The sequence below is a fragment of the Rhizobium sullae genome, assembly GCF_025200715.1.
GTDB lineage: Bacteria > Pseudomonadota > Alphaproteobacteria > Rhizobiales > Rhizobiaceae > Rhizobium > Rhizobium sullae.
In genome coordinates, this window is sequence record NZ_CP104144.1 from 809,171 (window position 1) to 834,028 (window position 24,858).

A 24,858-nucleotide genomic window follows, 5' to 3' on the forward strand; every position below is an offset into this window, starting at 1 on the left:
CCAACATTAGCTGCCGGCCTTGGGCGAGGTAAAGGGCGCGGATGAAAAGACTGCTATTCCATCGCTGCGTGCCAAGTGTGGCGATAGTCTTTCAGGCCGGCAATCGCAGCTGGCGTGAAATGCCTTTCCGGACCGGGTGTGGGTCTGATGCCGGTGAGCAGTGCGGCGCCTTGACTAGTGCCGGTCGATCCGGGCAGGGCAATCACGTCACGCGCCGTCAGTGCTGCGAGAACTTTGAGGTACGTCTCGTTCAGCGCGAACGGCCCTTCGACGATGACGGGCCCCCTGGCGCCGATCAAGCCGAGGCAGGCCTCGGTCATCAAGGCGAGGTAAAGGCACATGGCGGCGTAGCGTTCCGCAGGGCTTGCCCTATCGGCATTCTGCCAGCGTCCTTGGCGGCCGGGGAAGGGGCCCGAGCCGGTGGCGACATTCGGCAGCAACATCAGGTTTCCCGCAACGACGGGGCCGAGAGCTGCCGCAACGTCCTCTGGCGGAACACTGCCGATTTCTGTGGAAAGAATCTCGAACTCACGGCCCCCCATGAAGCGGGAGGACGGCACAGCGCGGCCATAGGCATCGACATTGGCAAGCGCATCGCGCTTCGGGTCGAGATGGGTAAGGTCGCCGCCGACGCCGAAATTGACGACCCACGTGCCCGTCGAGACAACCGCAAAGGGCGCCTGGCGCGCAACGAGATGCGGCAGCAGCGAGGCATTGGAGTCGTGGATGCCACAATAGACCGGGATATCGGCAGCGATCTCGATGCTGCGAGCGATCTCCGGCAAGACGGGACCGAGCGCCTCAAAAGCCGAATGGATGGGCGCCATGAGATCGCGGACGCCGAGCGTATCGACCAGCGAGGAATATTCACCTGCCTTCGGATTCCAGAGATCCGTGTGGCAGCCAAGCGAGGTCAGCTCATTCGCCGTAACGCCCGTCAGCCGTGCCGCCCAATATTGAGGATAGGTGACGATGGTTGCCACCTTCGCGAATTCCCGCGGAAAGGCCGTTTTCTGATAGTGAAGCTGGGCGCCGACATTCAGCCCCATCGACTGGCGCGGCGAATAGGTCTCCTCGAAGGGTGGGCGCAGCGCGCTATAAGCCTCTCGGATCTCTTGCAGATATTCGTGCTCGTAATCGAGAACCGGCATGGCGAGCTTGCCATCGGCGCCGATGAGCGCTGCCGACGCGCCGTGTGTCGTGATCGAAATCGCATCGAAGCCCGGCGCCGTCGCGAAAGACTTCAATGCATCGAGCGCGAAGGCCCATAAGCCGTCGATATCATAATGCGGATAGATGCCGGACCTGACGACCGTATTCGCCGTCTTTGCGGCTGCGATTTCCGTGCCGGTTTGGCTGTCGAGCACGACGACTTTCGCATTCGTCTTGCCGATATCGAGAACGGCGATGCGGCTGTAATCGGGCATGTTGTTCATGGCATGTGGAAGACGGTGACCAGATCGCTCTGAACCGGTGAATTGTCCGGGTTGGTTTCCATGATGTCGGCCATATGCGCCCACCACTTCTTCATGATCGGATGCTCTGGCAGGCTTGCCATCGTGTGATCTTTCGGCCGCGTCAGCACGCCGAACAGCGTGTTCGTCTCGCGGTCGAGATGGATCGAATAATCGCTGGCGCCGGAATGATGCAGCAGCTCGATAAGTTCCGGCCAGATCTCGTTGTGCCGTTTCTTGTACTCGGCTTCCATGCCCGGGTTGAGCTTCATTTTGAAGGCGTGTTTTTCGAGGGTCATTTGGAGCTCATGGCTTTGATACGGCGGGCGACGATCGGAATGGCAATCGTGATGATGAGCAGCAGGCCGATGAAGATCGACATGACGATGCCCGGAACATTGAGCAGGCCGAGGCCGAACGTAACGAGACCCATGACGAATGCGGCGATGACGACACCGCCGATCGTGCCGGAGCCGCCGAGGATTGAGACCCCGCCGAGCACGACCATGGTGACGACTTCAAGCTCCCAGCCCTGCGCAATCGAGGGACGGGTGGAACCGAGGCGCGAGGTGAGGCACACGGCAGCGACGCCGCTCATGACGCCTGTCAGCATGAACAGGATGAATTTCACGCGGTCGACCGGTATGCCGGAGAAGCGGGCGGCGAAGTCGTTGTTGCCGATCGTATAGACCTGGCGGCCAAAGTTCGTTGCGTGCAACAGGATGGTAAACAGGATCGCCAGCACGATGAACAGCACGAATTCGAACGAGAAGACCCAGACGACATAACCCTGGCCGAAGAAGGCGAAATCGGTGGGATATTTGCCGTAGGCCTGATCTCCAAGCACGATATAGGAAATGCCGCGGAAGAGGCTCATCGTGCCGATGGTGACGACGATCGATGGCAGCTTCAATGCCGAGACGAGGAAACCGTTGAAAACCCCGCAGACGAGACCGGTGCCGATACCGATCAGGACGAGGCCCGGTGTGCCGATGCCAGCCTGAGCGGCCCAACCCATGGCGGTCGAGGCAAGCGCGATGATGGCGGCTACCGAAAGGTCGATCTCGCCGGCAATGACGAGCAACGCCATGGCGAAGGCGATCATCGCCTTTTCGGTGAAGTTGAAGGTCGCGTCCGAGAGGTTCCAGGCATTCAGGAAGTAGGGCGATGCCATAGAATTGAAGATGAAGATGGCGATGGCAACGCCGAAGAGCAGCACTTCCCAGCTGGCCATGATGCGGCGGAGCGGCGTGCCGAGACGATCGGGAATGACGCGTTTTTCGATTGGGGCGGAAACGGTGCTCATGCCGTCACCTCGGCTGGAGTTTCTGCGGCTGCCTTGTCGCGCAGGATGATGCGCCCGCGGCTGCGTTCGCGCCGGGCATTGAAGACGACGGCGAGGATGATGACGGTGCCGGAGATCGCCATCTGCGTGAAGGGCGAGATGCCGATAACGGGAAGCGCGTTCTTGATGACGCCGAGGAAGAGAGCTCCGAGAACGGTACCAATGACCGAGCCGACGCCGCCGGCAATGGAAATGCCGCCGATAACGCAGGCCGCCACACTGTCGAGTTCGAAGCCGCTGGCGATATCGACATAGGCGACGGCGTAGCGCGAGACCCAGAGATAGCTCGCAAGGCCGGCGAGCGCACCGGACAGCACGAAGGCGAGGAACTTCGTCCAGCCTGTATCGATGCCTGCATAGACGGCCGCCGTCGGATTGCCGCCGGTCGCATAGGCCGAGCGGCCGAACTGGGTGTATTTCAGCAATATATACATCAGCAGTACGATGACGATGCCTACCCAGCCGAGAACGGGCAGGCCGAGGATCAGGGTGCGCGGCACGGAAAGGAACGTCGGCGTCATCTGGTGGGCGTTCACCCAGGCGCCGCCGGAGAGCACGAAGGCCATGCCGCGATAGATCGTCAGTGTTCCGAGCGTGACGACGATCGGCGGAATTTCAAGCGCCCATACGAGAAAGCCATTGATCGCACCGAGGCAGGCGCCGATCGCAATCGCTGCAAGGATCAGGACGACCAGCGGCAAATCGGGATAGGCGGCATTCATCATCGCGATCGCCATGCCGGTGAAGGCAAGGTTGGCGGCGACCGAAAGGTCGATGGATTTCGTCAGTATCACGGTCATCTGCGCCAGCGCCAGAATGATGAGGATCGACGTATCGTTGAAGATGCCGGCGAGGTTCGAAGGCGTCGCAAAATCCGCCGCGCGCGTCGAAAAGACCCCAATCATCAAGACGATGATGAGGAAAAGCAGTGTTTCGCGTTTTCTGATCAGTCTTGCCATGTTTTACCTCATGCATTTCCGGTCGCTGCGCGCACCAATGTCTCCGGTGAAAGCTCTGCTCGCGCAAAGAGGCCGACCGACAACCCTTCCTTCATCACCAGCACCCGATCCGACATGCCGATGATTTCCGGCAGTTCGGAGGAGATCATGATGATCGAAAGGCCTTCCGCGGCGAGTTCGCTGATGAAGCCGTGGACGGCAGCCTTGGAACCGATATCGATGCCCTTGGTCGGCTCGTCGAGGATGATGACCTTGGGCTGCGTCGCCAGCCACTTGCCGATGACGACTTTCTGCTGGTTGCCGCCTGACAGCGTGCCGACAGGGACGGAGAGGGCGGCGGCGCGAAGGTCCAGGCGCTCGGCATATTTGCGGGCAAGCGCAAATTCGTTGGCGGCTTTGAGGAAGCCCTTGCGCGAGGTGCGCGTCAGCGACGGCAATGTCATGTTCTGGTAGATCGGCATCGGCAGCGCCAGACCGTGGCGGCCGCGCTCTTCCGGCACATAGACGATGCCGGCGCGTATGGCATCATGAGGAGAGGCAATCGACAGCTCCTTGCCGTCGAGTATGAGTTTGCCGGAGAGCGGCTTGGTGATGCCGAAGAGCGATTGGCAAAGTTCCGAGCGTCCGGCGCCGATCAGGCCATAAACGCCGAGAATTTCGCCCTTGCGGAGAGTGAAGGAAATATCGCGGAATTCCGTGCGGTGACAGTAATTCTGGACGTCGAGGACCGGACCGCCGATCTGCACCGGAAACTTGGGAAACACGTTTTCGACATCGCGGCCGACCATGAGCTTCACGATCGCGTCCTGCGGCGTTTCCTTCAGCCTGCCGTTTCCGACGGCGCGGCCGTCGCGGAAGACAACGAAGTTGTCGGCGATCTCGTAGAGTTCGTCGAACTTGTGGCTGATGAAAAGGATCGCCTTGCCCTTTTCCTTCAGGCCCTGGACGATGCGGAAGAGATCGTCGATTTCTTTACGGGAAAGGGCGGCCGTCGGCTCGTCCATGATGACGATACGGGCCTCGATCGAAAGCGCGCGGGCGATCGCCACCAGATGGCGCTGCGCGATCGAGAGGTCCTTCAGCCGGATCGTCGGATCGATATTGCTTTCGAGTGAGGTCAGCAGCTCCTTCGAGCGGCTGTTCATTTGCTTCCAGTCGATCGTGCGGAATTTTGTGCGCGGCGCATGGCCGAGGAAGATGTTTTCGGCAACGGTCAACTCGTCGAAGAGGACAGTTTCCTGATGGATGGCCGTGACGCCCGCATCGATTGCGGCCTGCGCGCTTGCAAAGGTGACTGGGTGGCCGTCGACGATGATTTCGCCTTCGTTCGGCCTGTAGATGCCGGTCAGGATCTTGACGAGCGTGGATTTGCCCGCGCCGTTTTCGCCGATCAGCGCCGTCACCCTGCCGGGATAGAGCGCGATGCTGACATTGTCGAGCGCCTTTACGCCGGGAAAGATCTGCGAGATGCCCCGCATTTCGAGGATGGCCTGCGCATCTGCGGCCTTGCGGTCCGTGACGGGTTGTTGAAGGGCAGTGTTCATCAGCGCGTTACCGGTGTCGAATGAGAAATCCCGGCGGCCCTAAAGCCGCCGGGGCTTATGTATAACGGTTCGAGATCAGAAGACCTTGGAGAACTGGTCGATGTTCGAGGCGTTGTAGACGAACGGGTCTGCCATTGCGGCCTCGCCGTTGTCGCCAACCTTGATCTTGCCCATGCGGCCGGCTTCGATCTCGCTGCCCGGCTTGCCGTCGGTTTCACCCTTGACAAGGCGATAGGCAATCTGCGCGGCCGAATAGCCGAGGTCGATCGGGTTCCAGATGGCGAATTCCTTCGTCGCGCCCGACTTGATCGCACCGGCCATTTCGGACGGCAGACCGAGACCCGTGACATAGACCTTGCCGACGAGACCCTTGTCTTCGACGACCTTGGATGCCGCCAGAACGCCGACCGTCGTCGGAGCGACGATGACCTTGACGTTCGGGTTGGACTTCAAGAGGCCTTCGGCTTCGCGGTAGGACTTGTCCGAAAGATCGTCGCCGTAAACGGTGGTGACGAGGTTCAGGCCCGGGAAGTCCTTGAGCTGCTTCTTCATCTGGTCGATCCAGATGTTCTGGTTCGTCGAGGTCGTCGTTGCCGACAGGATCGCGAAATCGCCCTTGCCGCCGTCGAGGTGATCCTTGGCAAGCGTCAGGCACATCTTGCCGATCAGCTCGTTGGACGATGGGTTGAGCTGCAGGATGCGGCCTTCAGCGGCGACACCGGAATCCCAGGAAATGACCTTGATGCCGCGCTGCGTAGCCTTCTTCAAAGCCGGAACGACAGCGTCCGGGTCGTTCGCCGAAATCGCGATGGCATCGACGCCCTGTGCGATCAGCGAATTGATGACTTCAATCTGGCCTTCGGCCGTCGTCGAGGTCGGGCCGGTATAGATCACTTCGACACCGCCGAGCTCCTTGGCGGCTTCCTGGGCACCCTTGTTGGCCGCATCGAAGAAGCCGTTACCGAGCGACTTGACGACAAGACCGATCTTCATGTCGGCGGCACTTGCCGTGCCTGCCATCATGGCGACGGCGAGTGCGACGCCCACCGCGAGTTTCTTTGCGAGTTTCATGCTTTCATCCTCCCACGTTGATTAAGACTAACTACACCTGGCCGGCGCTTCTCAGGCGACCGACGAGGAATCCTCCTTCACGGATTGCAGGCCGGCGCTCGCGACGACGAGTCGGATGCCTGCATCCTCGATCATCTTGGCGGAATCGTCTTGGATGCCGTCGTCGGTGATGATCGTCGAAACACGGTCGAGCGGGCACAGAATGAGGCTCGACCGGCGGCGGAACTTGCTGGAATCGACCATGACGACGAGTTCGTCGGCCTGATGCATCAGCTTCTGTTCGCTTTGAATGATCTGCGCGTCGGCTTCCATGATGCCGAGCGGGCCGACGCCCTGAGCTCCGATGAAAAAACGGCGCGCATAGAAATTGCGGATGGCGTCGTTGTCGAAGGGCGACAGGATGAGGCTCTGCTCGCGGTAGATTACGCCGCCCGGCACCGTCACCGTATTCTTGGAATGTTTTACCAAATGCTCGGCGATCGCGAAAGAATTCGTCATGACCTGCATGCGATGCGCCGACATGAAGTGCACCATCTGGAAGGTCGTCGTGCCGCCATTGATGATGATTGCGTCGCCCGGGTCGCAAAGATCGACCGCGGCCCGCGCAATTGCGCGCTTTTTATCGATATTGACAGATTCTGAAACTCTAAAGGGGCGGCCCGCGAGATTGCCGAGCTGCGGTGGATGGACGGCCTCGGCGCCGCCACGCACACGCCGGATCTTGCCCTGCACATGGAGAGCCGCAATGTCACGACGGATCGTAGCCTCGGAAGCCCCGGTCAATTCGGAAATATCCTGAATTGTGACGACCGATTTTTCCTGGACCGCGCTCAAGATGATGCGATGGCGTTCACGTTCGTGCATTTGGCTCCTCCCTGTCGCATTTATTTCGTATCCGTTAAAAGCTGTCAATCAAAAACGATCAAGAATCTTCATATTGCGCTGCACAATAATTGTTTTTGATCGTTTTCGATTGACAATGTGCGTTTTGATGAGCGATACCGTCACCGAATAGCACGTGGATTTCGTCCGCGCATAAGGCACACAAGGGAGGATGACATGGCGGCCACCGTCCGGCTTCTTGAGAACCGTTGGGATAATTCTTACGCAGCAGGGCTCGATGAACCCGGCAAGCTGCTCTACCGCTCGAACCTGCTTGGCGCCGACAAGCGCATTACCAACTATGGTGGCGGCAATACCTCGGCCAAAGTGATGGAAACGGATCCGCTTACTGGCGATAAGGTCAAGGTTCTCTGGGTGAAGGGCTCCGGCGGCGACGTCGGCACCATCAAGCTCGATGGCTTTGCGACGCTCTATCAGGACAAGCTCGATTCGCTGAAAGGCATCTATAAGGGCGTCGAGGACGAAGACCGCATGGTCGGCTTCCTGCCGCATTGCACGTTCAATCTGAATTCCCGTGCCGCCTCCATCGATACGCCGCTGCATGGTTTCGTGCCCTTCACACATGTCGACCACATGCATCCGGACGCGATCATCGCAATCGCCGCATCCAAGAATTCCAAGGAACTGACGCGGCAGATATTCGGCGACGACATCGGCTGGCTGCCCTGGCGCCGCCCGGGCTTCCAGCTCGGCCTCGATCTCGAAGCCTTCGTCAAGGCGAACCCGCACGCCAAGGGTGTCGTGCTCGAAAGTCACGGCCTCTTCACCTGGGCGAACGACGCCAAGGCCTGCTACGAGCTGACCCTCGACATCATCAACAAAGCCATCGTCTGGTTTGCAGAAAAGACCGAGGGCAAGACGATCTTCGGCGGTGCTGCAACGCAGAGCCTGCCGGTTTCCGAACGCCGCGCGATTGCGGCCCGCTTGATGCCGGAAATCCGGGGCCGGATCGGAAAGCAAGAGCGCAAGCTCGGCCATTTCGACGATCAGGATGCTGTACTCGAATTCGTAAATTCGAAGAGTCTGCGTCCGCTGGGTGCGCTCGGCACCAGCTGCCCGGATCACTTCCTGCGCACCAAGATTCGCCCGCTGATCGTCGATTTTGACCCGGCAAGGCCGGATGTCGATGCGATTGTTGCCGGCCTCGACAAGGCGCTGGAGGACTATCGCGCCGACTACGCCCGCTATTACAACGACTGCAAGCACGATAATTCGCCCGCCATGCGCGATGCGAACCCGGTCATATTCCTTGTTCCCGGTGTCGGCATGTTCTCCTTTGCCCGCGACAAGGCAACCGCCCGCATCGCCAGCGAATTCTACGTCAATGCCATCAACGTGATGCGCGGCGCTTCGACGGTTTCCGAATACCAAGGCCTGCCGGAACAGGAAGCCTTCGATATCGAATACTGGCTGCTGGAAGAAGCCAAGCTGCAGCGCATGCCGAAGCCCAAGAGCCTTGCCGGGAAGGTTGCCTTCGTCACCGGCGGTGCCGGCGGCATCGGCCGGGCAACGGCGGCGCGTCTGGTAGGCGAGGGCGCCTGCGTGGTGCTTGCCGATATCGACCAGTCGGCACTGGAGGCGACTGAAGCCGACTTCGTGAAGAAGTACGGTGCGGATGCGGTTCGCACCGTAAAGCTCGACGTCACCAGGGAGGATGCGGTGGTCTCATCCTTGGGGGAATCCTGTGTCGAGTTCGGTGGCATCGACATCCTCGTTTCGAATGCCGGCATTGCGTCGTCGGCGCCGATCGAAAGCACCGAGCTTTCGATGTGGAACAAGAACATCGACATCCTGGCGACCGGCTATTTCCTCGTTTCGCGCGAAGCCTTCCGCCTGTTCCGCAGGCAGAGCCTCGGCGGCAATGTGGTCTTCGTCGCATCGAAGAACGGCCTCGCATCATCACCGAACGCTGCTGCCTATTGCACGGCCAAGGCCGCCGAAATTCATCTCGCCCGCTGCCTGGCGCTCGAAGGCGCAGAAGCCGGCATTCGCGTCAATACGGTGAACCCCGATGCTGTGCTGCGCGGCTCGAAGATCTGGAACGGCGAGTGGCGCGAACAGCGCGCGGCTTCCTCGAAGATCGAAGTGGACGACCTTGAGGAACACTACCGCAAGCGTTCGATGCTGAAGCTCAACGTCTTCCCGGAAGATATTGCTGAGGCGATCTATTTTCTCGCTTCGGACCTTTCGGCAAAATCCACCGGCAACATCATCAACGTCGATGCCGGCAACGCACAGAGCTTCCCGCGCTAAGGCGTTATTTCCGGAGGATCACCCATATTGCGTGGATGATCCCCGGGATGTAGCCGCAGAGCGTGAGCAATATATTGAGCCAGAAATGCAGGCCGAGCCCGACCTGCAGGAACACGCCGAGCGGCGGCAGGATGATCGCGAGAAGTATGCGGATGACGTCCACGAGCGCCTCTTTGGTGGGTTAGGAATGAAGCAATAGAACGCAGAACAGGGCCCCATGGTTCGCGTTTCAGGGAGGATTTGATGGCTGAGTTCAGGATTGCGCAGGATTTGATCGTCGAGGAAAACGACAAGAGGACGGCGGCGCTCAAGGCCGATTACGACGCGCTCGGTGCAAACCTTGCCCGCCGCGGCATAGACATCGACGCCATTACGAAAAAGGTCGCAGCATTCTTCGTCGCTGTTCCCTCCTGGGGCGTGGGAACGGGTGGCACACGCTTTGCCCGCTTTCCCGGCACGGGCGAGCCGCGCGGCATCTTTGACAAGCTGGACGATTGCGCCGTCATTCATCAACTGACGCAGGCAACGCCGACCGTTTCCCTCCATATTCCCTGGGACAAGGCTGATGCCGGCGAGTTGAAGGCCAAAGGTGATGCGCTCGGCCTTAGCTTCGATGCAATGAATTCCAACACGTTCTCGGATGCGCCGGGCCAGAAATATTCCTATAAATATGGCTCGCTCAGCCATACGGACGCAGCGACGCGCCAACAAGCCATCGAGCACAACCTCGAATGCATCGAGATCGGAAAGGCGATCGGCTCCAAGGCCCTGACGGTCTGGATCGGCGACGGCTCGAACTTCCCCGGCCAGAGCAACTTCACCAAAGCTTTCGAACGCTACCTTGCCTCCATGGCGGATATCTACAAGGCGTTGCCGGAGGACTGGAAGCTGTTCTCCGAACACAAGATGTACGAGCCGGCCTTCTATTCGACGATCGTGCAGGACTGGGGCACCAACTATCTGATCGCTCAGACGCTCGGCCCCAAAGCGCAGTGCCTCGTGGACCTAGGTCACCATGCACCGAATACCAATATAGAGATGATTGTTGCCCGCCTGATCCAGTTCGGAAAGCTCGGCGGCTTCCACTTCAACGATTCGAAATATGGCGACGACGACCTGGACGCGGGTTCGATCGAGCCTTACCGTCTGTTCCTCGTCTTCAACGAACTGGTCGATGCCGAGCAACGGGGCGTAAATGGCTTCCATCCGGCGCACATGATCGATCAGTCGCACAATGTGACGGACCCGATCGAGAGCCTGATCAATAGCGCCAACGAAATCCGCCGCGCCTACGCGCAGGCCCTGATCGTCGACCGCGAGGCGCTTTCGGGCTATCAGGACGAGAATGACGCGCTGATGGCGACGGAAACGCTGAAGCGTGCTTACCGTGCCGATGTCGAGCCGATCCTCGCCGAAGCCCGCCGCCGCGTGGGCGGCGCCATTGACCCGATCGCAGCTTATCGCGCCAGCGGCTACAGGAAAAAGGTTTCCGCCGAACGCCCAGCCTCTGCGGCCGGCGGCGGCGGTATCATCTAGGCCTCCCGAGGCATCCGGGCCGCCGCTTCAACAGCGGCGGCCGGGTGGAAAACTCAAGGCTTCCATTCGCCGGCGATCTGACGTGTGGCGATGTTCAGCCGGTTCCAGACATTGATGTTGGCGATGGCGATGACGAGGGCCGCGAGGCTCTTGCCGTTGTAATGGCGTGCAGCCTCGTCCCAGATTTCGTCCGGTACCGGATCGGCACGGTCGCTGACGCGTGTGACGGCTTCCGTCAGTGCCAGGGCCGCGCGTTCAGCCTCGCTGAAATAGGGTGTCTCACGCCAGGCGGATACTGCAAACAGGCGCTCGTCGGTTTCGCCGAGCCTGCGGGCAATGCGCGGATGACCGTCGACGCAGACGCCGCAGCCGTTGATCTGGCTGGCGCGCAGATTGACGAGTTCGAGCAGCTTTGGCGAAAGACCGGTCTTTTGAGGAATATTCCCGAAAGCGAGCAGCGCCTGCATGGCTTCGGGGATGACGACGGCCGGGTTTCCCATTCTCGATTGCATGATAGTCCCTTTCTATGTTTCAGAAAATGACGCCGCCGGCCGCTTGTCTGTCACATGGACCGGAGTTCGTTCGTCATGGTGTTGACGGAACGCGATGGAGGAATGTGACCGATGAACGAAAAAAATTTTTAGCGGACGAATTCGAGGCGAGCCGTGCACACCTGAAGACTGTCGCCTACCGCATGCTCGGCTCGCGCGCGGAGGCGGAGGATGCGGTGCAGGAGGCGTGGCTCAGGCTCGGCCGCTCGGAGGTAAGCGAGATCGGCAATCTCGGCGGCTGGCTGACGACGGTTGTCGCGCGCATCTGCCTCGACATGCTGCGCTCCAGGAAGTCCCGGCGCGAAGAATCGCTCGATCCGCCGGTCCATGAGAAGATCGCCGATATGGCGACGTTTGCCGACCCTGAGCGGGAGATCGTGCTGGCCGATTCCGTCGGCGCGGCGCTCTTGGTCGTGCTGGAACAGCTGGCCCCGGCAGAGCGCGTCGCCTTCGTCCTGCACGACATGTTCGATCTGCCTTTTGACGAGATAGCGCCGATCATCGGCCGCACGTCGGACGCAACCCGCCAGCTCGCAAGCCGCGCCCGCCGCCGCGTGCAGGGAAAGACCGATGTGTCCGAGACGGGCATCGAGCATAAGAAGGAAGTCGTCCGGGCTTTCCTTGCCGCTTCGCGCAACGGAAATTTCCAGGCATTGCTTGCCGTTCTTCATCCCGACGTTGTCTTCGCGCCTGATGCGGCGGCCGCTCGTTTCGGAGACGCCGGCGAATTGCGCGGCGCGCAGGCGGTTGCCACGACATTCAAAGGCAGGGCGCGCGGCGCGCTGCCGGCCTTCGTGGACGGCGGCTTCGGTTTCATCGTCCGCATAGATGATCAGCTGCGCATCATCGTCAAAATCGGCTTCGATGGCGAGAAGATCGCCAAGATCGAGGCGATCGCAGATCCTGGCCATCTCGAGCAGATCGAATACCGGCTGTTCGACCAATAGGCCTGCCAGCCAATGGTGAGAAGGCGCGCGCAGAGCCCTGCGCGCGCCTTCTGATTTCTGCACATAGCTCCACTTTCCCGGTTGACAGGATTACCTCCGTCGATACTCTATTATAAGGACTGATATAACATAATTGCGGAACAACAAACTGGGAGCATGAAATGAAGACTCTAGTCGCATTCCTTCTCGGCACGGCACTCGTCGCCTTGCCGACCACGATGATGGCCCAGGAAAAAGGTGGCGTCATCAACGTCGCGACGATCGGCGAGCCGCCGACACTCGATCCGATGTCCTCGACTGCCGACCTCGTCGGCATCGTCACGCAGCATATCTTCGAAACGCTCTATACCTTCGACAAGACATGGAACGTCACGCCGCTTCTGGCTGAAAGCCTGCCGGAGATCAGTGCGGACGGAAAGACCTATACGATCAAGCTGCGCACCGGCATCAAGTTCCACGACAACAGCGACATGACCTCGGAGGATGTCGTTGCATCGCTTACTCGCTGGACAAAGATCGCCTCGCGCGGCAAGCAGGCTGTAGGCTTCATCGAAGCGGTCGCGGCAGTCGATCCTGCGACCATCAAGATCACGCTGAAGCAGCCTTATGCGCCGCTGACCTCGCTGCTTGCCTTCAACAATTCAGCTGCAATCATCATTCCCTCCGAAAAGCAGGACGAGCCGATGAAGGACTTCATCGGAACGGGTCCGTACATGCTGAAAGAGCGCAAAGCCGACCAGTATATCCAGCTCGTTCGCTTCGACGGCTACAAGTCGCGCGACGGCGAGAGCGATGGCTATGGCGGCGCGCGCCATCAGTATCTCGATGAAATCCGCTTTGTTCCGGTGCCGGATCCGAACACCCGCGTTGAGGCGGCGGTCTCCGGCCAGTATGACTATGTCGATTCCATTCCGGTCGAATCCTTCGACAAGCTGAAGGCATCGACGGCCTCGCAGCCAATCATCCTGAAGCCCTTCGGCTATCCGGTCTTCGTCTTCAACACGAAGGAAGGCATTGCGAAGAATATCGAGGTTCGCAAAGCGATCCGCCAGGCGCTCAGCATGGAAGACATGATGGCCGCCGCCTTCGGCAGCGCGGATTTCTACACGCTGGATGGCGATATCTACCCGGAAGCCTATTCCTGGCACACGGATGCTGGCGTCGAAGGCAATTACAATGTTGCAAAGCCGGAAGAGGCTGCCGAAGCCTTGAAGAAGGCTGGCTACAACGGCGAGCCGCTGCGCATCCTCACCAGCCGCCAATACGAGTTCCATTACAAGATGGCGCAAGTTGCGGTGGAATATCTGAAGCTCGCGGGCTTTACCGTCGATATGCAGGTCGTCGATTGGGCGACGCTGACGCAGCGCCGTGCCGATCCGAAGCTCTGGGATATCTACATCACTCACAGTCCCTTCCTGCCGGAGCCGGCGCTGATCGGTTCGCTATCGACCAGCTCGCCGGGCTGGTGGGATACCCCCGCCCGCAAGGCCGCTGTGGATGCCTTCACCTCCGAAGTCGATCCTGCCAAGCGCGTCGAGCTTTGGGCCAATGTCCAGAAAGCGATTTATGACGACGCGCCCTTCATGAAGATCGGCGACTTCAACGCCGTCTCGGCGGAATCGACCAAACTTGAAGGCGTCGACCCGGCCCCGTGGCCGTACTTCTGGAATGCTTCGATCAAGAAGTAAGGCCTGATCGCGGGATGCCGGCATTCAATGCCGGTATCCTCTTGCATTGTGCCCCGCCGGGCATCGGGAAAGACTTAATGATACGCTACATCCTCCAGCGCCTCTTCGGGATGATCGTCGTGATGTTCCTCGTAGTCACGATTGTCTTTGTCATCGTGCGCGTGACACCAGGCGATCCGGCAGCTGTCATGCTAGGCCCTGATGCAACGCCTCAGGACGTCGTCGAGCTTCGCAGCCGGCTCGGGCTCGATCAGCCACTCCTGGTACAATATGTCTACTACATCGGACAGCTCCTGAGAGGCGACCTCGGGCAATCGATCTTCCTGAACATGCCAGTGACGGCAGCCCTTCTCGACCGCGCCGAGCCGACCTTCTTCCTGACGCTGTTTTCGCTTGCCATCGCCTGCATCATCGCGCTGCCGATCGGCATCTACGCCGCCTATCGCCGGGGCTCCTTCGTCGATCAGGCGGCTACGACAGTTGCGATGTTTGCGGCAAGCATTCCAAGCTTCTGGCTCGGCCTGATCTTGATGCAGTTTTTCGCCGTGCGCTTCAATTTCTTCCCGGTTTCGGGCTATGGCGGGCCGGGTGCGGGCTTCTTTGTGCGCATGTATCATCTGACGCTGCCGGCCTTTGCGCTCGGTATCGTTTCCTCGGCGCTGATCTTGCGCTTCACACGCGCCTCCATGCTCGACGTGCTCGGCGACGACTATATCCGCACGGCGCGCGCCAAGGGCCTGATCGAGCGCCGCGTCATCCTCAAGCACGCGCTCAAAAACGCGCTGATCCCGATCCTGACCGTTATCGGGCTGACGGCGGCGGTGCTGATTTCAGGCGCGGTTGTCACCGAAACGGTCTTCGGCCTTCCAGGTGTCGGCAATCTGGTCGTCTCGGCAGTCCTTCGCCGCGACTATCCGGTTATTCAAGGCGCGCTGCTCATCATTGCAGCGCTCTATGTGCTGATCAATTTTGCGATCGACATGCTCTATCTTCTGATCGATCCGAGGGTGCGTTACTAATGGCCGATATTGCCGCAAGACCCGCGAAGAGCGAAGGCAGCAAGTTCATCCGCCGGTTCCTGAAGCGCAAGACCGTCGCATTCGGCGTGCTGGTTCTTACGATCTTCGTACTGTTGGCGATCTTTGCGCCATGGCTCACCCCTTACTCGCCCTCCAAGCTTTCGATCGTTAACCGGCTGAAGCCGCCGAGCGAGATATTCTTCTTTGGAACGGACGAATTCGGCCGCGACGTTTTCTCGCGAACGATCTTTGCGGGGCGCCTGTCACTGCTCGTCGGTGCTGCCGTCGTCGTACTCTCGGCATTGATCGGCGTGACCCTCGGTCTGCTCGCCGGTTTCTTCAAGCAATTCGACACGCCGATTGCCCGGCTGATCGACGCGATGATGGCCTTTCCGGACATTCTGTTGGCGATCGCGCTGGTCGCGGCCCTTGGACCATCTTTGACAACTGTCATCGTCGCGTTGTCGATCGTTTATTCGCCGCGCCTGGCGCGTATCGTCCGCGCGTCGACGCTGGTCATTCGTGAACTGCCTTACGTTGAGGCGGCGCAGGCGCTTGGAATTTCGACCTTTCACATCATGACCCGGCATGTGTTGCGCAATCTGCTCTCGCCGATCCTGGTGCAGGGGACCTTCCTCTTTGCCAGCGCCATGCTGGCCGAGGCGGGGCTTTCCTTCCTCGGTCTCGGCGTCAGCCCGGAAATTCCGACCTGGGGAACGATGATCGCCGCCGGCCGCCAATATATCGGCCAGGCCGACTGGATGACGCTGTTTCCGGGCGTCGCCATCATCCTTTCCGTGCTCTCGCTGCAGATGGTCGGCGACGGGCTGCGCGACATGCTCGATCCAAAACTTCGAAAGGACCTTTGAATGACTGGGGATAAAGCGAGCAAACCGCTCCTCCTCGCCAATGTGAAGCCGATGGCTTTCGGTGCTGTGAGCCCAGGTGGCGCCATCGACATCCTGGTCGATGGCGATGGCAAGGTCGCGCAGGTCGGTCCACAACTCTCCGTCTCAGAGGACGCGGTCCGCGTCGATGGTCAGGGCGCCTGGATTTCGCCGGGCTGGGTAGATCTGCATGTTCATATCTGGCATGGCGGTACGGATATCTCGATCCGTCCGTCCGAATGCGGCGCCGAGCGCGGTGTAACGACGCTGGTCGATGCAGGCTCTGCCGGCGAAGCCAATTTTCATGGTTTTCGCGAATACATCATCGAACCGTCACGCGAGCGCATCAAGGCCTTCCTGAACCTCGGTTCGATTGGTCTCGTCGCCTGCAACCGCGTCGCCGAACTGCGCGACATCCGTGATATCGACCTTGACCGCATCCTCGAATGCTATGCCGAAAACAGCGACCATATCGTCGGCATCAAGGTGCGCGCCAGCCACGTCATCACCGGTTCATGGGGTGTGACGCCGGTCAAGCTGGGCAAGAAGATCTCCAAGATCCTCAAGGTACCGATGATGGTGCATGTCGGCGAGCCGCCGGCGCTTTACGATGAGGTGCTGGAGATACTCGGTCCGGGCGACGTCATCACCCACTGCTTCAACGGCAAGGCCGGTTCGAGCATCACGGAAGACGAGGACCTTTTCGATCTCGCGGAGCGCTGCGCGGGCGAGGGCATCCGCCTCGACATCGGCCATGGCGGTGCCTCCTTCTCCTTCAAAGTAGCGCAAGCGGCAATCAAGCGCGGCCTCTTGCCCTTCTCGATCTCGACGGACCTGCATGGCCATTCGATGAACTTTCCGGTCTGGGATCTGGCGACGACCATGTCGAAGCTGCTTTCCGTCGGCATGCCCTTCGACAAGGTGGTGGAAGCGGTCACGCATGCGCCCGCCTCCGTCATCAAGCTTTCGATGGAAAATCGGCTTGCCGTCGGCCAGCGCGCCGATTTCACGATCTTCGATCTTGTCGATTCAGATATCGAAGCGACCGATTCCAACGGTGACGTTTCCGTCCTAAAGACGCTGTTCGAGCCCCGCTATGCGGTGATCGGCAGCGAGGCGGTTGCCGCAAGCCGTTACATTCCGCGGGCCCGCAAGCTCGTGCGCCACAGCCACGGTTATTCCTACCGCTAAGAGCCAGAACAGAAATTCGCATGACAGGAGTTTGCGTGAACACGTCTCCAGCTACCGCCAAGCCGGCAAGCTCGCCTTATGAAAGGCTCGCCGCGCTCGGTATCGAACTCCCACCTGCGCCGCCGCCGATCGCCCATTTCGTGACGCATGTGCAGGAAGGCAATATTCTCTACCTCTCCGGCCAGGGACCGCGCAAGGCCGACGGCTTCCTGTATTCGGGAAAGGTCGGTGCTGAAATCAGCATCGATGATGCCTACAAACATGCACGGCTGACCGGCATAAATCTCCTTGCCGTCATGCATGACGCGCTTGGCGATCTCTCACGTGTGAAACGTGTCGTGAAACTGCTTGGCATGGTCAACGCCGTGCCCCAGTTTGGAGACCATCCGAGCGTCATCAACGGATGCTCGGATCTCTTCGTCGACGTCTTTGGAGAAGAGACCGGCAGTCATGCCCGTTCGGCGGTCGGATTCGGCTCGCTGCCCGGCAACATCACGGTCGAAATCGAGGCGATCGTCGCCTTGCGCGATTGAGGAAGGAAAGCCTAGTGGTTGCGCCAGCCCATGATCTTTTCGATGCGTTCGGCCGATGCGCGCACATGCGCGGTATAGCGGTTTTCGTCGGAAAAAGCCTTCTGTTCGGGAAGGACAATGGAAATGGTCGCGACGCACTGACCATTGCCGTCACAGATCGGCGAGGCGATGCAGGCAACTGCATAGTCGGACTCACCAGCCTGGATCGACAGGCGGGACTGGAACGCCGCGCCGGCGGCGGCGGAAAGCACGCCAGGGTCCATCTGGGCGCGGCCGGTCGGCGAAGATTTGGCGCAGCGCTTGAAAAGTTCGACGCGCTCCTCTTCCGGCAGATTGCCGACAAGCAGGCGGCCGGATGCGGTCCAGTTCAGCGGAACGCGGGTACCGACGCGCGAGGCGACCTGGAAATGACTCGGACCGTCGGCCATGGCGAGAACGAGCATATAGTCGCCGTCGCGGCCGCAAACCTGAACGGTTTCGCCCGCTTCACGGCAAAGATCGTGCATCTCATGCGTCGCGACACTCATAAAATCCAGCGATCGGGCGTAGGCCAGGCCGTAGTGGTAGAGCCGCGAGCCGAGCCAGATCGTGCCGTCGCCATTGCGCGTCAGCATGTTCTTTTCGACCAGATCGTCGACGATGACGTAAACGGTCGAAAGCGGCGCCTTCACCGCCTTGGCGATTGCATAGACCCCCGTCGGGGAGCCGGTTTCGTAAAGGTAATCAATCACCTGCAGCGCGCGGTCGATGCCGCTTACCCGCGAGCGGCGCGCGCCTCTGCCACCCGTCTCTTCAACAGGGGCCTCGTCTTCGGAGTAAACTATTGATGATGTCTTGCCGTCCAATTCCACGTTCCTCGCATGCGGGCATGAGTCTATTACATTACTATGGCATAGCCGCCGTGCGTGCAAGTTGCAATACTCGCCATCTCGCCACCAATTTTGGAGATACACATGTCTGATGACATTCGCACGTCGATCGGCCTTCGTCCGGTCATCAATGTTTCCGGCACGATGACCAGCCTCGGCGCATCGATCGTCGTTCCCGAGGCAATCGCGGCAATGTCGTCGATCCTGCCGCAGTTTGTCGAAATCAACGATCTGCAGCGCAAGGCAAGCGTTGTCATCGCCCGGTTGACGGGCGCCGAAGCCGGCTTCGTGACCGCATCCTGCTCGGCTGGCATTTCGCTGGCTGTTGCGGGCACTATGACCGGCAACAACCTTCTTGCGATCGAGAAACTGCCGGATGTGGCGCCGGAAAAAAACGAGGTTCTCGTGCAGATGGGCCATGTGGTGAGCTATGGCGCACCGGTCGACCAGGCGATCCGCCTTGCTGGCGCCAAGGTGGTGCTGGTCGGCCAGGCGACGTCGACGCACCGTTTCCACATGGAAAATGGGATCACCGAAAAAACCGCCGCAGCCGTCTATGTCGTTTCACACCATGTCGTCGACTACGGCCTTTTGAACCTTAAGGAGTTCGTCGAGATCGCCCATGCTAAGGGCGTGCCGGTCATCGTCGATGCAGCATCCGAATACGACCTGCGGATTTTCCTGGAGCAGGGTGCGGATGTCGCGCTTTATTCCGGTCACAAGTTTCTGGGTGGCCCGACCTCCGGCATCGTCGCCGGCAGGAAGGAACTGGTGCGTAGCGCCTTCCTGCAGAACATGGGCATCGGCCGCGGGATGAAGGTCGGCAAGGAAAGCATCTTCGGCGTCATGGCGGCCCTGGAGGCATGGGAACAACGTGACCACGCCGGCATCCGCGAGCGCGAGGCAGGCTACCTCGATCTCTGGAGGCAGACGCTGGAGGGTCGTCCCGGCGTGACCGCACTGATCGAGCCCGATCCGACCAACAATCCGCTCGACCGCATGCGCGTCATCCTGAAACCGGAGGAAGCTCACATCACCGCCTGGGATATGGCCGACGCTCTGGCGCGCGGGACGCCGCCGATCATCGTGCGCGACCACGAGGTCGAGCATCAGTATTTTTATCTCGATCCCTGCAACCTGCACCCAGGCCAGGAAAAGCTCGTTGCGATCCGCTTGGCCGAAGAACTGGACAAGGCGCGTGCCTCCAACGAGATCATTGCAACGCCTATCGAAAACCGCAGCAAGCGCCGGTTCGACGGCGTGTTGCGCTGGCCGGATTAATCTCTTTCAAGCATTCAAGAGGAATTGGATATGGCAAGCTTTCCGGCACAGACGATGCAAGGCGCAGAGCCCGTTCTCTCGGTCGAGAACCTGACGACATCGTTTCTGGTCGATGGCGAGTGGAGGCCTGTCGTTTGCGATGTTTCCTTTAACATTGCGCCGGGTGAAACGGTCGCAATTGTCGGCGAATCCGGCTCCGGCAAGAGCGTCACGTCGTTGTCGATCATGCGGCTTCTGCAGCCGGAAACGAGCCGGATCGAAGGTAAGATCATGCTTGGCGGCCGCAATCTGCTGGCGCTTCCGGAAAACGCGATGCGGCAGGTGCGCGGCAATGACGTGGCGATGATCTTTCAAGAGCCGATGACGAGCCTCAACCCGCTCTTTACGATCGGCGACCAGATTTCTGAAGCATTGCTTTGCCATTCGGCGATGTCGAGGGCGGAGGCGCGGGCCGAAACGGTCCGGCTCCTGGAAAAGGTCCGCATTCCTTCCGCCGCCTCGCGTTTCGATGAATATCCGCATCGTTTCTCCGGTGGCATGCGCCAGCGTGTGATGATCGCGATGGCGCTTGCCTCCAAGCCGAGGCTCCTGATCGCCGACGAACCGACCACGGCGCTTGACGTCACCATCCAGGGGCAAATCCTCGATCTCATCAAGATGCTGCAGGATGAGGAAGGAACCTCCGTTCTCTTCATCACTCACGACATGGGCGTCGTTGCCGAAATCGCCGACAGAACCGTGGTGATGTATCGCGGCGAGCAGGTGGAAACCGGTCCAACGGCCGACATCTTCCATCGCGGCCGGCATCCTTATACGCGCGCGCTGCTTTCCGCCGTTCCGGTGCTGGGCTCGATGCGCGGACACGAAAGACCGCTGCGCTTCCCCGTCGTCAATGTGGCGACGGGCGAATCGGACATACCGGTGGAAGTCGGCGATACGGTTGCTGCTTCATCGAGGCCCATTCTGGAGGTGAGGAACCTCATCAAGCGCTTCGACATCCATTCGGGCCTCTTCGGCCGCCTGACGGGGCGGGTGCATGCGGTCGAAAATGTCTCTTTCGATCTCTGTGCCGGCGAGACGCTGTCTTTGGTCGGCGAATCCGGCTGCGGAAAATCGACGACCGGTCGCGCCATCATGCGGCTGATCGAGCCGCAGAGCGGGTCGGTGAAGGCGGACGGCAGGGATGTGCTGGCGCTTGACAAGCATGGCATGCGCGAGATGCGCAAGACCGTGCAGATGATCTTTCAGGATCCCTTTGCCAGCCTCAATCCGCGTATCCGCGTCGGCGCGGCAATCGCCGAACCTTATCTGGAACACAAGATGGGAACGGCAAAGCAGGCGAAGGAAAAAGTCGCCGACCTTTTGGAAAAGGTCGGCCTTTCAGCCGACATGGCGTCGCGCTTTCCGCACGAGTTCTCCGGCGGCCAACGCCAGCGCATCTGCATTGCCCGAGCGCTGGCGCTCGATCCGAAGGTCATTGTCGCCGACGAAAGCGTCTCGGCCCTCGACGTCTCGATCAAGGCGCAGGTCATCAACCTGATGCTCGACCTGCAGCAGAGCCTCAAACTTGCCTTCCTGTTCATCTCGCATGACATGGCCGTCGTTGAACGCGTCAGCCACCGTGTCGCCGTCATGTATCTGGGCGAGATCGTTGAGATTGGACCACGTGCTGCGGTTTTCGGCGATCCGCAGCATCCCTATACGAAGAAGCTGATGTCCGCCGTCCCAGTGCCCGATCCGGACCGGCGGCGTGAGAAGCGGGCGGCGGCCAATGACGAAATCAAAAGCCCAATCCGGCCGGTGGATTACAAGATCGTGCCGCTGGAGTACCATGAGGTTTCGCCCGGGCATCTGGTAGCGATGTAGGTCCGGCCCCTAAATCAATTGATGCTGAGCACCAATGACTGCGGCAGCCTTTGCAAGCCCTTTGTCGCGGGTGAGCAGAGTTAGTCCATAATGGTGGGCGACGGCCATATGCAACGCGTCGCCCGAGCGCAGGCTAGTGTCATGACGGTCGGAAAGACGGGCGGCTTCGATGAAGCAGCCTCTTGGAACTTCCAGGCATTCGAATATACTCTCGCGAAATTCCTTGAAGACCTTGAGCGCTTGGTTCGGTCGTCTTGGATCAGCATCGAATTTCTGATTTTCAAACTCATTGCAGAGGAAAATTCTGTGATGGTCCAATCACTTATCGATATCGATGCGTCACGGTTTCGGCTCAGCCATTCGAGGACGCGCGTCGTCTGCGTCTCCGGGGAAAATACTGTTATAAGAACAGAGGTATCGACGTAGAACATCAATAACGCGCGTTATCGCGAAGCGTTCGTATGAATGCATCCGAATCGACCGGCTCTGCCGATTGACTCATGGAGGCCGTTAAGGCCTTCATTTGCTCTTTGGCTTTTGGATCGGGACGATCTCTGCGACCGGTTTGCCGCGTTTCAAAATCTGCGGTCTCGCCCGCCTCGACGCGCTGGACCAGTTCGCTCAGATGTGCCTTCACATCCGCCAAGTTGACCTTGGTCATCATCGATTCCTTATGACTATCTAGGTAGTCACATTATGCGAAAATGTGCCTGGCTGTAATGACGTGCTGCGCCGATTGTGGCGTAAAAACAGCGAAAGCCGCCGTTGGGGGGAGGCGGCAGCTCTCGCACGGGGCAGGGAAATGTCCCCGGGAAGTCAGCAGAAGCAGGAAACCGTCGTCGGGTTCACGCCGGCGCGATTGGCGATCGCGTTGATGAAGCCGCCGACTTTGGCGGTATTCTTCTCACGTTTGCCGGCTGCCGTCTCCAGGAGTTGCCTGAAATCGTCAAGCTTCACGCCATCGGCGCGCATCACCATGGCGATCAGCGGGTCGCGAAGGGCTTCGGATATCGTGAGGTCACTGGTCTTTCTCATGGTTCGTCCTCCTTTCGTGGGCAGTCGCCCGTGTTCCGCTGATGCCGCCAGCCCTCTCGGCATTGACTTGTACGATCAGCGGTGTTACCGGTAAGTAACAATGCATTTGTTACCGATCGGTCACATCGATGTCAAGGACTTCGTCCGTAAAAAACTCCCAAACTTCGCATGAAATCTCCCAGGTGCTGACAGACGTGAAAATCCCGCCGAGGGAGCGTATCGTCTCGACGGCTTCGGAATTGTTCCGCGAGCATGGCATCCGCGGCATCGGCGTCGATGCGATTGCCGATGCGGCGCTCACCAACAAGATGACGCTCTACCGGCATTTCGGCTCGAAGGACGAGCTCGTCTGTGAGACGCTGCGCCGCGCCTCGGAAAAGGCCGAAGCGATCTGGCGTGATCTCGAGGCGGCGCATCCGGGCAACCCACGGGCGCAGCTCGACGCATGGGTTCAGGCGCGGGCCGAGTGTCTGAATGGCGAGCCGGCCGGTTGCGATCTTGCCAATGCGGCAATTGAACTGAAGGGCGAGGGACACCCCGCCCAGGAGGTGATCGAACGCCACAAGGCCGAGCAGCGTCAGCGCCTTGAAAAACTCTGTTCCTCCGCTGGGGCTCGCGAGCCCCAGCTTCTTGCCGATACTTTGACACTTCTTTTGGAAGGCGCCCGCGTTACCCGGCAGGCGATGGGCAGCGACGGTTGCTGCAGCCACTTTTCAAAAGCCTGCAAAGCGGCAATTGCATCACTCTGCTAACCTAACGGCTGTATCGGAACCTTCCATTTTCGAGTTCGTTTTCCCACTTGATGGGGAAGGCAATATCGGAGGTGGTAAAGATATGAACTACACCTATCTCCATCGTCTGTATGCCAAGCGCGCTGAGCTGGAAGCCAAGCTCGAGCTCCATGATGCGCGCAATTGTTTTGGCGAGGAAGAACTCGAGGACGGCACGCAATCCGACCTGCGCGAGCGCCTCAATGAAATCTCCGAAGAGATTGCAGCGCTGGAACGCTCTCCCGGCAGCTAAGCTGCGGTATTGAGGATTTCGATCGTCCGCTCGTCGAATTCTCCGCCATAGAAATGATCGATTGCTTCATGAAACGGTGAGCGTTGGTCGCTCACGGCTGCAAAAAGCGTCAGTGAAGAGCGAAGCTTGAGATCGTCCGGGGACCCGAGAATGTCGTGCGCCGTGCGGTCTTTGACCGAGAGGATCGCTTGGACGCAGCGAATGAGCCGGGAACCCAGAATGGGATCTGCCACATAGGCGGCAGCCTCCTCGGCGGAGCGGATTGCATATCTCTCAGCCATCGCCGATGAGCCAAGCCCGGCGATCTGCGGGAAAATGAACCACATCCAATGCGAACGCTTCCGGCCTGACCTAAGTTCTTCCAGCGCCTGATCATAAATGCCGTTCTGTGCATTGATGAAGCGCTCGAGATTGTAATCGATCTCACCTGCCATGGCTTCTTTTCCTTCCTGTCCTTAACGCATTGAAGGTGGCAGATTTCCACGCCCAGCAAGCAAGGTCGATCCGGTCAGCAGCTCTTTTCAGCGTATGGACTGTATTCGCGGCAATGGTCCAAGCTGTTGTGAGGCGACGTAACAGGTTGAGGCGCAGCAATGGCACCGGTCACCTCAGGCGATACAGAAGAACTGAGATGCGCGGTCAATCCGGCAACGCCGAGAAGGACCAAGGCGCCGACGACAAGCATCCGTTCACCCAAAGTGAGCTTCTGCGCGTTGAGATGTTGCACATAATCCAGCTCACCTTCGCCGGCGGCCTCGTCATGCTTTGCGTGGTGCGCCACCATATCATTGCGGCTCGGGTTCAAAATATCGTGATGCGTCATTTTTATTACTCCTGCGGCACAGCAGGACCGGGCGGATCAAAATAAGATGGCCGGTGGGGTTCCTGCGCGTCGGGTGCATG

27 protein-coding genes are annotated in these 24,858 nt (G+C 59.6%); 12 read left to right on the plus strand and 15 right to left on the minus strand.

Annotated elements, in window-relative coordinates:
• Positions 1-53: 53 nt before the first annotated feature.
• From N2599_RS24575 to N2599_RS24605, 7 genes are all read right to left on the minus strand, one after another.
• Positions 54-1,427, minus strand: a complete 1,374-nt coding sequence (locus N2599_RS24575; protein WP_027510970.1) for an FGGY-family carbohydrate kinase — start codon at positions 1,425-1,427, stop codon at positions 54-56.
• Between the two features lie 5 nt (positions 1,428-1,432).
• Positions 1,433-1,753 carry an L-rhamnose mutarotase gene (gene rhaM, locus N2599_RS24580; RefSeq protein ID WP_027510969.1) on the minus strand — a complete coding sequence of 107 codons (321 nt, stop codon included), beginning with the start codon at positions 1,751-1,753 and terminating at the stop codon, positions 1,433-1,435.
• Positions 1,750-2,760, minus strand: coding sequence for an ABC transporter permease (locus N2599_RS24585; protein WP_027510968.1), 1,011 nt, complete (start codon positions 2,758-2,760; stop codon positions 1,750-1,752). Before N2599_RS24585 ends, rhaM begins: the two co-directional genes overlap by 4 nt.
• Positions 2,757-3,758, minus strand: coding sequence for an ABC transporter permease (locus tag N2599_RS24590; protein WP_027510967.1), 1,002 nt, complete (start codon positions 3,756-3,758; stop codon positions 2,757-2,759). Before N2599_RS24590 ends, N2599_RS24585 begins: the two co-directional genes overlap by 4 nt.
• Before the next feature lie 8 nt (positions 3,759-3,766).
• Positions 3,767-5,302, minus strand: a complete 1,536-nt coding sequence (locus N2599_RS24595) for a sugar ABC transporter ATP-binding protein (RefSeq protein ID WP_027510966.1) — start codon at positions 5,300-5,302, stop codon at positions 3,767-3,769.
• 75 nt (positions 5,303-5,377) lie between these two features.
• Positions 5,378-6,373 (minus strand): rhamnose ABC transporter substrate-binding protein, encoded by a 996-nt coding sequence (gene rhaS / locus N2599_RS24600; RefSeq protein WP_027510965.1) that lies wholly within the window; start codon positions 6,371-6,373, stop codon positions 5,378-5,380.
• 51 nt (positions 6,374-6,424) lie between these two features.
• Positions 6,425-7,237: a DeoR/GlpR family DNA-binding transcription regulator gene (locus N2599_RS24605; protein WP_027510964.1), complete on the minus strand. Its 813-nt coding sequence runs from the start codon at positions 7,235-7,237 to the stop codon at positions 6,425-6,427.
• A 195-nt stretch (positions 7,238-7,432) separates the two neighbouring features.
• On the opposite strand from N2599_RS24605, the gene N2599_RS24610 reads away from it, so the two are divergent.
• Entirely contained in the window at positions 7,433-9,529 is a 2,097-nt protein-coding gene (locus tag N2599_RS24610; RefSeq protein ID WP_027510963.1) for a bifunctional rhamnulose-1-phosphate aldolase/short-chain dehydrogenase, read from the plus strand.
• 4 nt (positions 9,530-9,533) lie between these two features.
• On the opposite strand, the gene N2599_RS24615 is transcribed toward N2599_RS24610, so the two are convergent.
• Positions 9,534-9,692 carry a YqaE/Pmp3 family membrane protein gene (locus tag N2599_RS24615; RefSeq protein ID WP_037142322.1) on the minus strand — a complete coding sequence of 53 codons (159 nt, stop codon included), beginning with the start codon at positions 9,690-9,692 and terminating at the stop codon, positions 9,534-9,536.
• Positions 9,693-9,772: 80 nt separating this feature from the next.
• Here N2599_RS24615 and rhaI point away from each other — a divergent pair, with 80 nt between their 5' ends.
• Positions 9,773-11,065 carry an L-rhamnose catabolism isomerase gene (gene rhaI, locus N2599_RS24620; RefSeq protein ID WP_027510962.1) on the plus strand — a complete coding sequence of 431 codons (1,293 nt, stop codon included), beginning with the start codon at positions 9,773-9,775 and terminating at the stop codon, positions 11,063-11,065.
• A 53-nt stretch (positions 11,066-11,118) separates the two neighbouring features.
• Here rhaI and N2599_RS24625 read toward each other — a convergent pair whose 3' ends face one another.
• The gene (locus tag N2599_RS24625; protein ID WP_027510961.1) at positions 11,119-11,577 is read right to left on the minus strand and encodes a carboxymuconolactone decarboxylase family protein; all 459 of its coding nucleotides are present in this window, start codon (positions 11,575-11,577) and stop codon (positions 11,119-11,121) included.
• A gap of 104 nt (positions 11,578-11,681) precedes the next feature.
• Between N2599_RS24625 and N2599_RS24630 the strand changes: the two genes are divergently transcribed.
• The 6 genes from N2599_RS24630 to N2599_RS24655 all read left to right on the plus strand — a co-directional run bounded on the left by N2599_RS24630 (position 11,682) and on the right by N2599_RS24655 (position 17,881).
• Entirely contained in the window at positions 11,682-12,563 is an 882-nt protein-coding gene (locus tag N2599_RS24630) for a sigma-70 family RNA polymerase sigma factor (RefSeq protein WP_027510960.1), read from the plus strand.
• 161 nt (positions 12,564-12,724) lie between these two features.
• Positions 12,725-14,251, plus strand: coding sequence for an ABC transporter substrate-binding protein (locus N2599_RS24635; RefSeq protein WP_027510959.1), 1,527 nt, complete (start codon positions 12,725-12,727; stop codon positions 14,249-14,251).
• Between the two features lie 77 nt (positions 14,252-14,328).
• Positions 14,329-15,270: an ABC transporter permease gene (locus N2599_RS24640; RefSeq protein ID WP_027510958.1), complete on the plus strand. Its 942-nt coding sequence runs from the start codon at positions 14,329-14,331 to the stop codon at positions 15,268-15,270.
• Positions 15,270-16,139: an ABC transporter permease gene (locus N2599_RS24645; RefSeq protein WP_027510957.1), complete on the plus strand. Its 870-nt coding sequence runs from the start codon at positions 15,270-15,272 to the stop codon at positions 16,137-16,139. The genes N2599_RS24640 and N2599_RS24645 overlap by 1 nt, the downstream gene beginning before the upstream one ends.
• The gene (locus N2599_RS24650; RefSeq protein WP_027510956.1) at positions 16,140-17,348 is read left to right on the plus strand and encodes an amidohydrolase/deacetylase family metallohydrolase; all 1,209 of its coding nucleotides are present in this window, start codon (positions 16,140-16,142) and stop codon (positions 17,346-17,348) included.
• Positions 17,349-17,368: 20 nt separating this feature from the next.
• The gene (locus N2599_RS24655) at positions 17,369-17,881 is read left to right on the plus strand and encodes a RidA family protein (RefSeq protein ID WP_063829608.1); all 513 of its coding nucleotides are present in this window, start codon (positions 17,369-17,371) and stop codon (positions 17,879-17,881) included.
• An 11-nt stretch (positions 17,882-17,892) separates the two neighbouring features.
• Here N2599_RS24655 and N2599_RS24660 read toward each other — a convergent pair whose 3' ends face one another.
• Positions 17,893-18,732: an IclR family transcriptional regulator gene (locus tag N2599_RS24660; RefSeq protein ID WP_027510954.1), complete on the minus strand. Its 840-nt coding sequence runs from the start codon at positions 18,730-18,732 to the stop codon at positions 17,893-17,895.
• Between the two features lie 102 nt (positions 18,733-18,834).
• Here N2599_RS24660 and N2599_RS24665 point away from each other — a divergent pair, with 102 nt between their 5' ends.
• Together N2599_RS24665 and N2599_RS24670 are read left to right on the plus strand one after the other, a co-directional pair.
• Complete coding sequence (locus N2599_RS24665; RefSeq protein WP_027510953.1) at positions 18,835-20,031, plus strand: aminotransferase class V-fold PLP-dependent enzyme; 1,197 nt, start codon at positions 18,835-18,837, stop codon at positions 20,029-20,031.
• A gap of 30 nt (positions 20,032-20,061) precedes the next feature.
• Positions 20,062-21,897, plus strand: a complete 1,836-nt coding sequence (locus N2599_RS24670; RefSeq protein ID WP_027510952.1) for an ABC transporter ATP-binding protein — start codon at positions 20,062-20,064, stop codon at positions 21,895-21,897.
• A gap of 9 nt (positions 21,898-21,906) precedes the next feature.
• Here the strand turns inward: N2599_RS24670 and N2599_RS24675 are convergent, their stop codons facing one another.
• The 3 genes from N2599_RS24675 to N2599_RS24685 form a co-directional block, all read right to left on the minus strand.
• Positions 21,907-22,215, minus strand: coding sequence for a type II toxin-antitoxin system VapC family toxin (locus N2599_RS24675; protein WP_244915001.1), 309 nt, complete (start codon positions 22,213-22,215; stop codon positions 21,907-21,909).
• A gap of 112 nt (positions 22,216-22,327) precedes the next feature.
• Positions 22,328-22,561 (minus strand): type II toxin-antitoxin system Phd/YefM family antitoxin, encoded by a 234-nt coding sequence (locus N2599_RS24680; protein ID WP_311319508.1) that lies wholly within the window; start codon positions 22,559-22,561, stop codon positions 22,328-22,330.
• A gap of 152 nt (positions 22,562-22,713) precedes the next feature.
• On the minus strand, positions 22,714-22,932 hold the full coding sequence (locus N2599_RS24685) for a hypothetical protein (RefSeq protein ID WP_027510950.1): 219 nt from the start codon (positions 22,930-22,932) through the stop codon (positions 22,714-22,716).
• 128 nt (positions 22,933-23,060) lie between these two features.
• On the opposite strand from N2599_RS24685, the gene N2599_RS24690 reads away from it, so the two are divergent.
• Both N2599_RS24690 and N2599_RS24695 read left to right on the plus strand, forming a co-directional pair.
• Positions 23,061-23,684: a TetR/AcrR family transcriptional regulator gene (locus N2599_RS24690; RefSeq protein WP_027510949.1), complete on the plus strand. Its 624-nt coding sequence runs from the start codon at positions 23,061-23,063 to the stop codon at positions 23,682-23,684.
• A gap of 82 nt (positions 23,685-23,766) precedes the next feature.
• Positions 23,767-23,955, plus strand: a complete 189-nt coding sequence (locus tag N2599_RS24695) for a hypothetical protein (RefSeq protein WP_027510948.1) — start codon at positions 23,767-23,769, stop codon at positions 23,953-23,955.
• Here the strand turns inward: N2599_RS24695 and N2599_RS24700 are convergent.
• Positions 23,952-24,389 (minus strand): DUF1810 domain-containing protein, encoded by a 438-nt coding sequence (locus N2599_RS24700; protein ID WP_027510947.1) that lies wholly within the window; start codon positions 24,387-24,389, stop codon positions 23,952-23,954. The two genes, N2599_RS24695 and N2599_RS24700, sit on opposite strands and share 4 nt — an antisense overlap.
• 74 nt (positions 24,390-24,463) lie before the next feature.
• Complete coding sequence (locus tag N2599_RS24705; RefSeq protein ID WP_245209259.1) at positions 24,464-24,778, minus strand: hypothetical protein; 315 nt, start codon at positions 24,776-24,778, stop codon at positions 24,464-24,466.
• Positions 24,779-24,858: the final 80 nt, after the last annotated feature.

What these genes read in the sequence shown, in the direction of transcription:
- N2599_RS24575 (WP_027510970.1), bottom strand. Translation starts at nt 1,427, where the DNA reads ATGCCCGATTACAGCCGCATCGCCGTTCTCGATATCGGCAAGACGAAT.
- rhaM (WP_027510969.1), bottom strand. Translation starts at nt 1,753, where the DNA reads ATGACCCTCGAAAAACACGCCTTCAAAATGAAGCTCAACCCGGGCATG.
- N2599_RS24585 (WP_027510968.1), bottom strand. Translation starts at nt 2,760, where the DNA reads ATGAGCACCGTTTCCGCCCCAATCGAAAAACGCGTCATTCCCGATCGT.
- N2599_RS24590 (WP_027510967.1), bottom strand. Translation starts at nt 3,758, where the DNA reads ATGGCAAGACTGATCAGAAAACGCGAAACACTGCTTTTCCTCATCATC.
- N2599_RS24595 (WP_027510966.1), bottom strand. Translation starts at nt 5,302, where the DNA reads ATGAACACTGCCCTTCAACAACCCGTCACGGACCGCAAGGCCGCAGAT.
- rhaS (WP_027510965.1), bottom strand. Translation starts at nt 6,373, where the DNA reads ATGAAACTCGCAAAGAAACTCGCGGTGGGCGTCGCACTCGCCGTCGCC.
- N2599_RS24605 (WP_027510964.1), bottom strand. Translation starts at nt 7,237, where the DNA reads ATGCACGAACGTGAACGCCATCGCATCATCTTGAGCGCGGTCCAGGAA.
- N2599_RS24610 (WP_027510963.1), top strand. Translation starts at nt 7,433, where the DNA reads ATGGCGGCCACCGTCCGGCTTCTTGAGAACCGTTGGGATAATTCTTAC.
- rhaI (WP_027510962.1), top strand. Translation starts at nt 9,773, where the DNA reads ATGGCTGAGTTCAGGATTGCGCAGGATTTGATCGTCGAGGAAAACGAC.
- N2599_RS24625 (WP_027510961.1), bottom strand. Translation starts at nt 11,577, where the DNA reads ATGCAATCGAGAATGGGAAACCCGGCCGTCGTCATCCCCGAAGCCATG.
- N2599_RS24635 (WP_027510959.1), top strand. Translation starts at nt 12,725, where the DNA reads ATGAAGACTCTAGTCGCATTCCTTCTCGGCACGGCACTCGTCGCCTTG.
- N2599_RS24640 (WP_027510958.1), top strand. Translation starts at nt 14,329, where the DNA reads ATGATACGCTACATCCTCCAGCGCCTCTTCGGGATGATCGTCGTGATG.
- N2599_RS24645 (WP_027510957.1), top strand. Translation starts at nt 15,270, where the DNA reads ATGGCCGATATTGCCGCAAGACCCGCGAAGAGCGAAGGCAGCAAGTTC.
- N2599_RS24650 (WP_027510956.1), top strand. Translation starts at nt 16,140, where the DNA reads ATGACTGGGGATAAAGCGAGCAAACCGCTCCTCCTCGCCAATGTGAAG.
- N2599_RS24655 (WP_063829608.1), top strand. Translation starts at nt 17,369, where the DNA reads ATGACAGGAGTTTGCGTGAACACGTCTCCAGCTACCGCCAAGCCGGCA.
- N2599_RS24665 (WP_027510953.1), top strand. Translation starts at nt 18,835, where the DNA reads ATGTCTGATGACATTCGCACGTCGATCGGCCTTCGTCCGGTCATCAAT.
- N2599_RS24670 (WP_027510952.1), top strand. Translation starts at nt 20,062, where the DNA reads ATGGCAAGCTTTCCGGCACAGACGATGCAAGGCGCAGAGCCCGTTCTC.
- N2599_RS24680 (WP_311319508.1), bottom strand. Translation starts at nt 22,561, where the DNA reads ATGATGACCAAGGTCAACTTGGCGGATGTGAAGGCACATCTGAGCGAA.
- N2599_RS24685 (WP_027510950.1), bottom strand. Translation starts at nt 22,932, where the DNA reads ATGAGAAAGACCAGTGACCTCACGATATCCGAAGCCCTTCGCGACCCG.
- N2599_RS24690 (WP_027510949.1), top strand. Translation starts at nt 23,061, where the DNA reads ATGTCAAGGACTTCGTCCGTAAAAAACTCCCAAACTTCGCATGAAATC.
- N2599_RS24695 (WP_027510948.1), top strand. Translation starts at nt 23,767, where the DNA reads ATGAACTACACCTATCTCCATCGTCTGTATGCCAAGCGCGCTGAGCTG.
- N2599_RS24700 (WP_027510947.1), bottom strand. Translation starts at nt 24,389, where the DNA reads ATGGCAGGTGAGATCGATTACAATCTCGAGCGCTTCATCAATGCACAG.
- N2599_RS24705 (WP_245209259.1), bottom strand. Translation starts at nt 24,778, where the DNA reads ATGACGCATCACGATATTTTGAACCCGAGCCGCAATGATATGGTGGCG.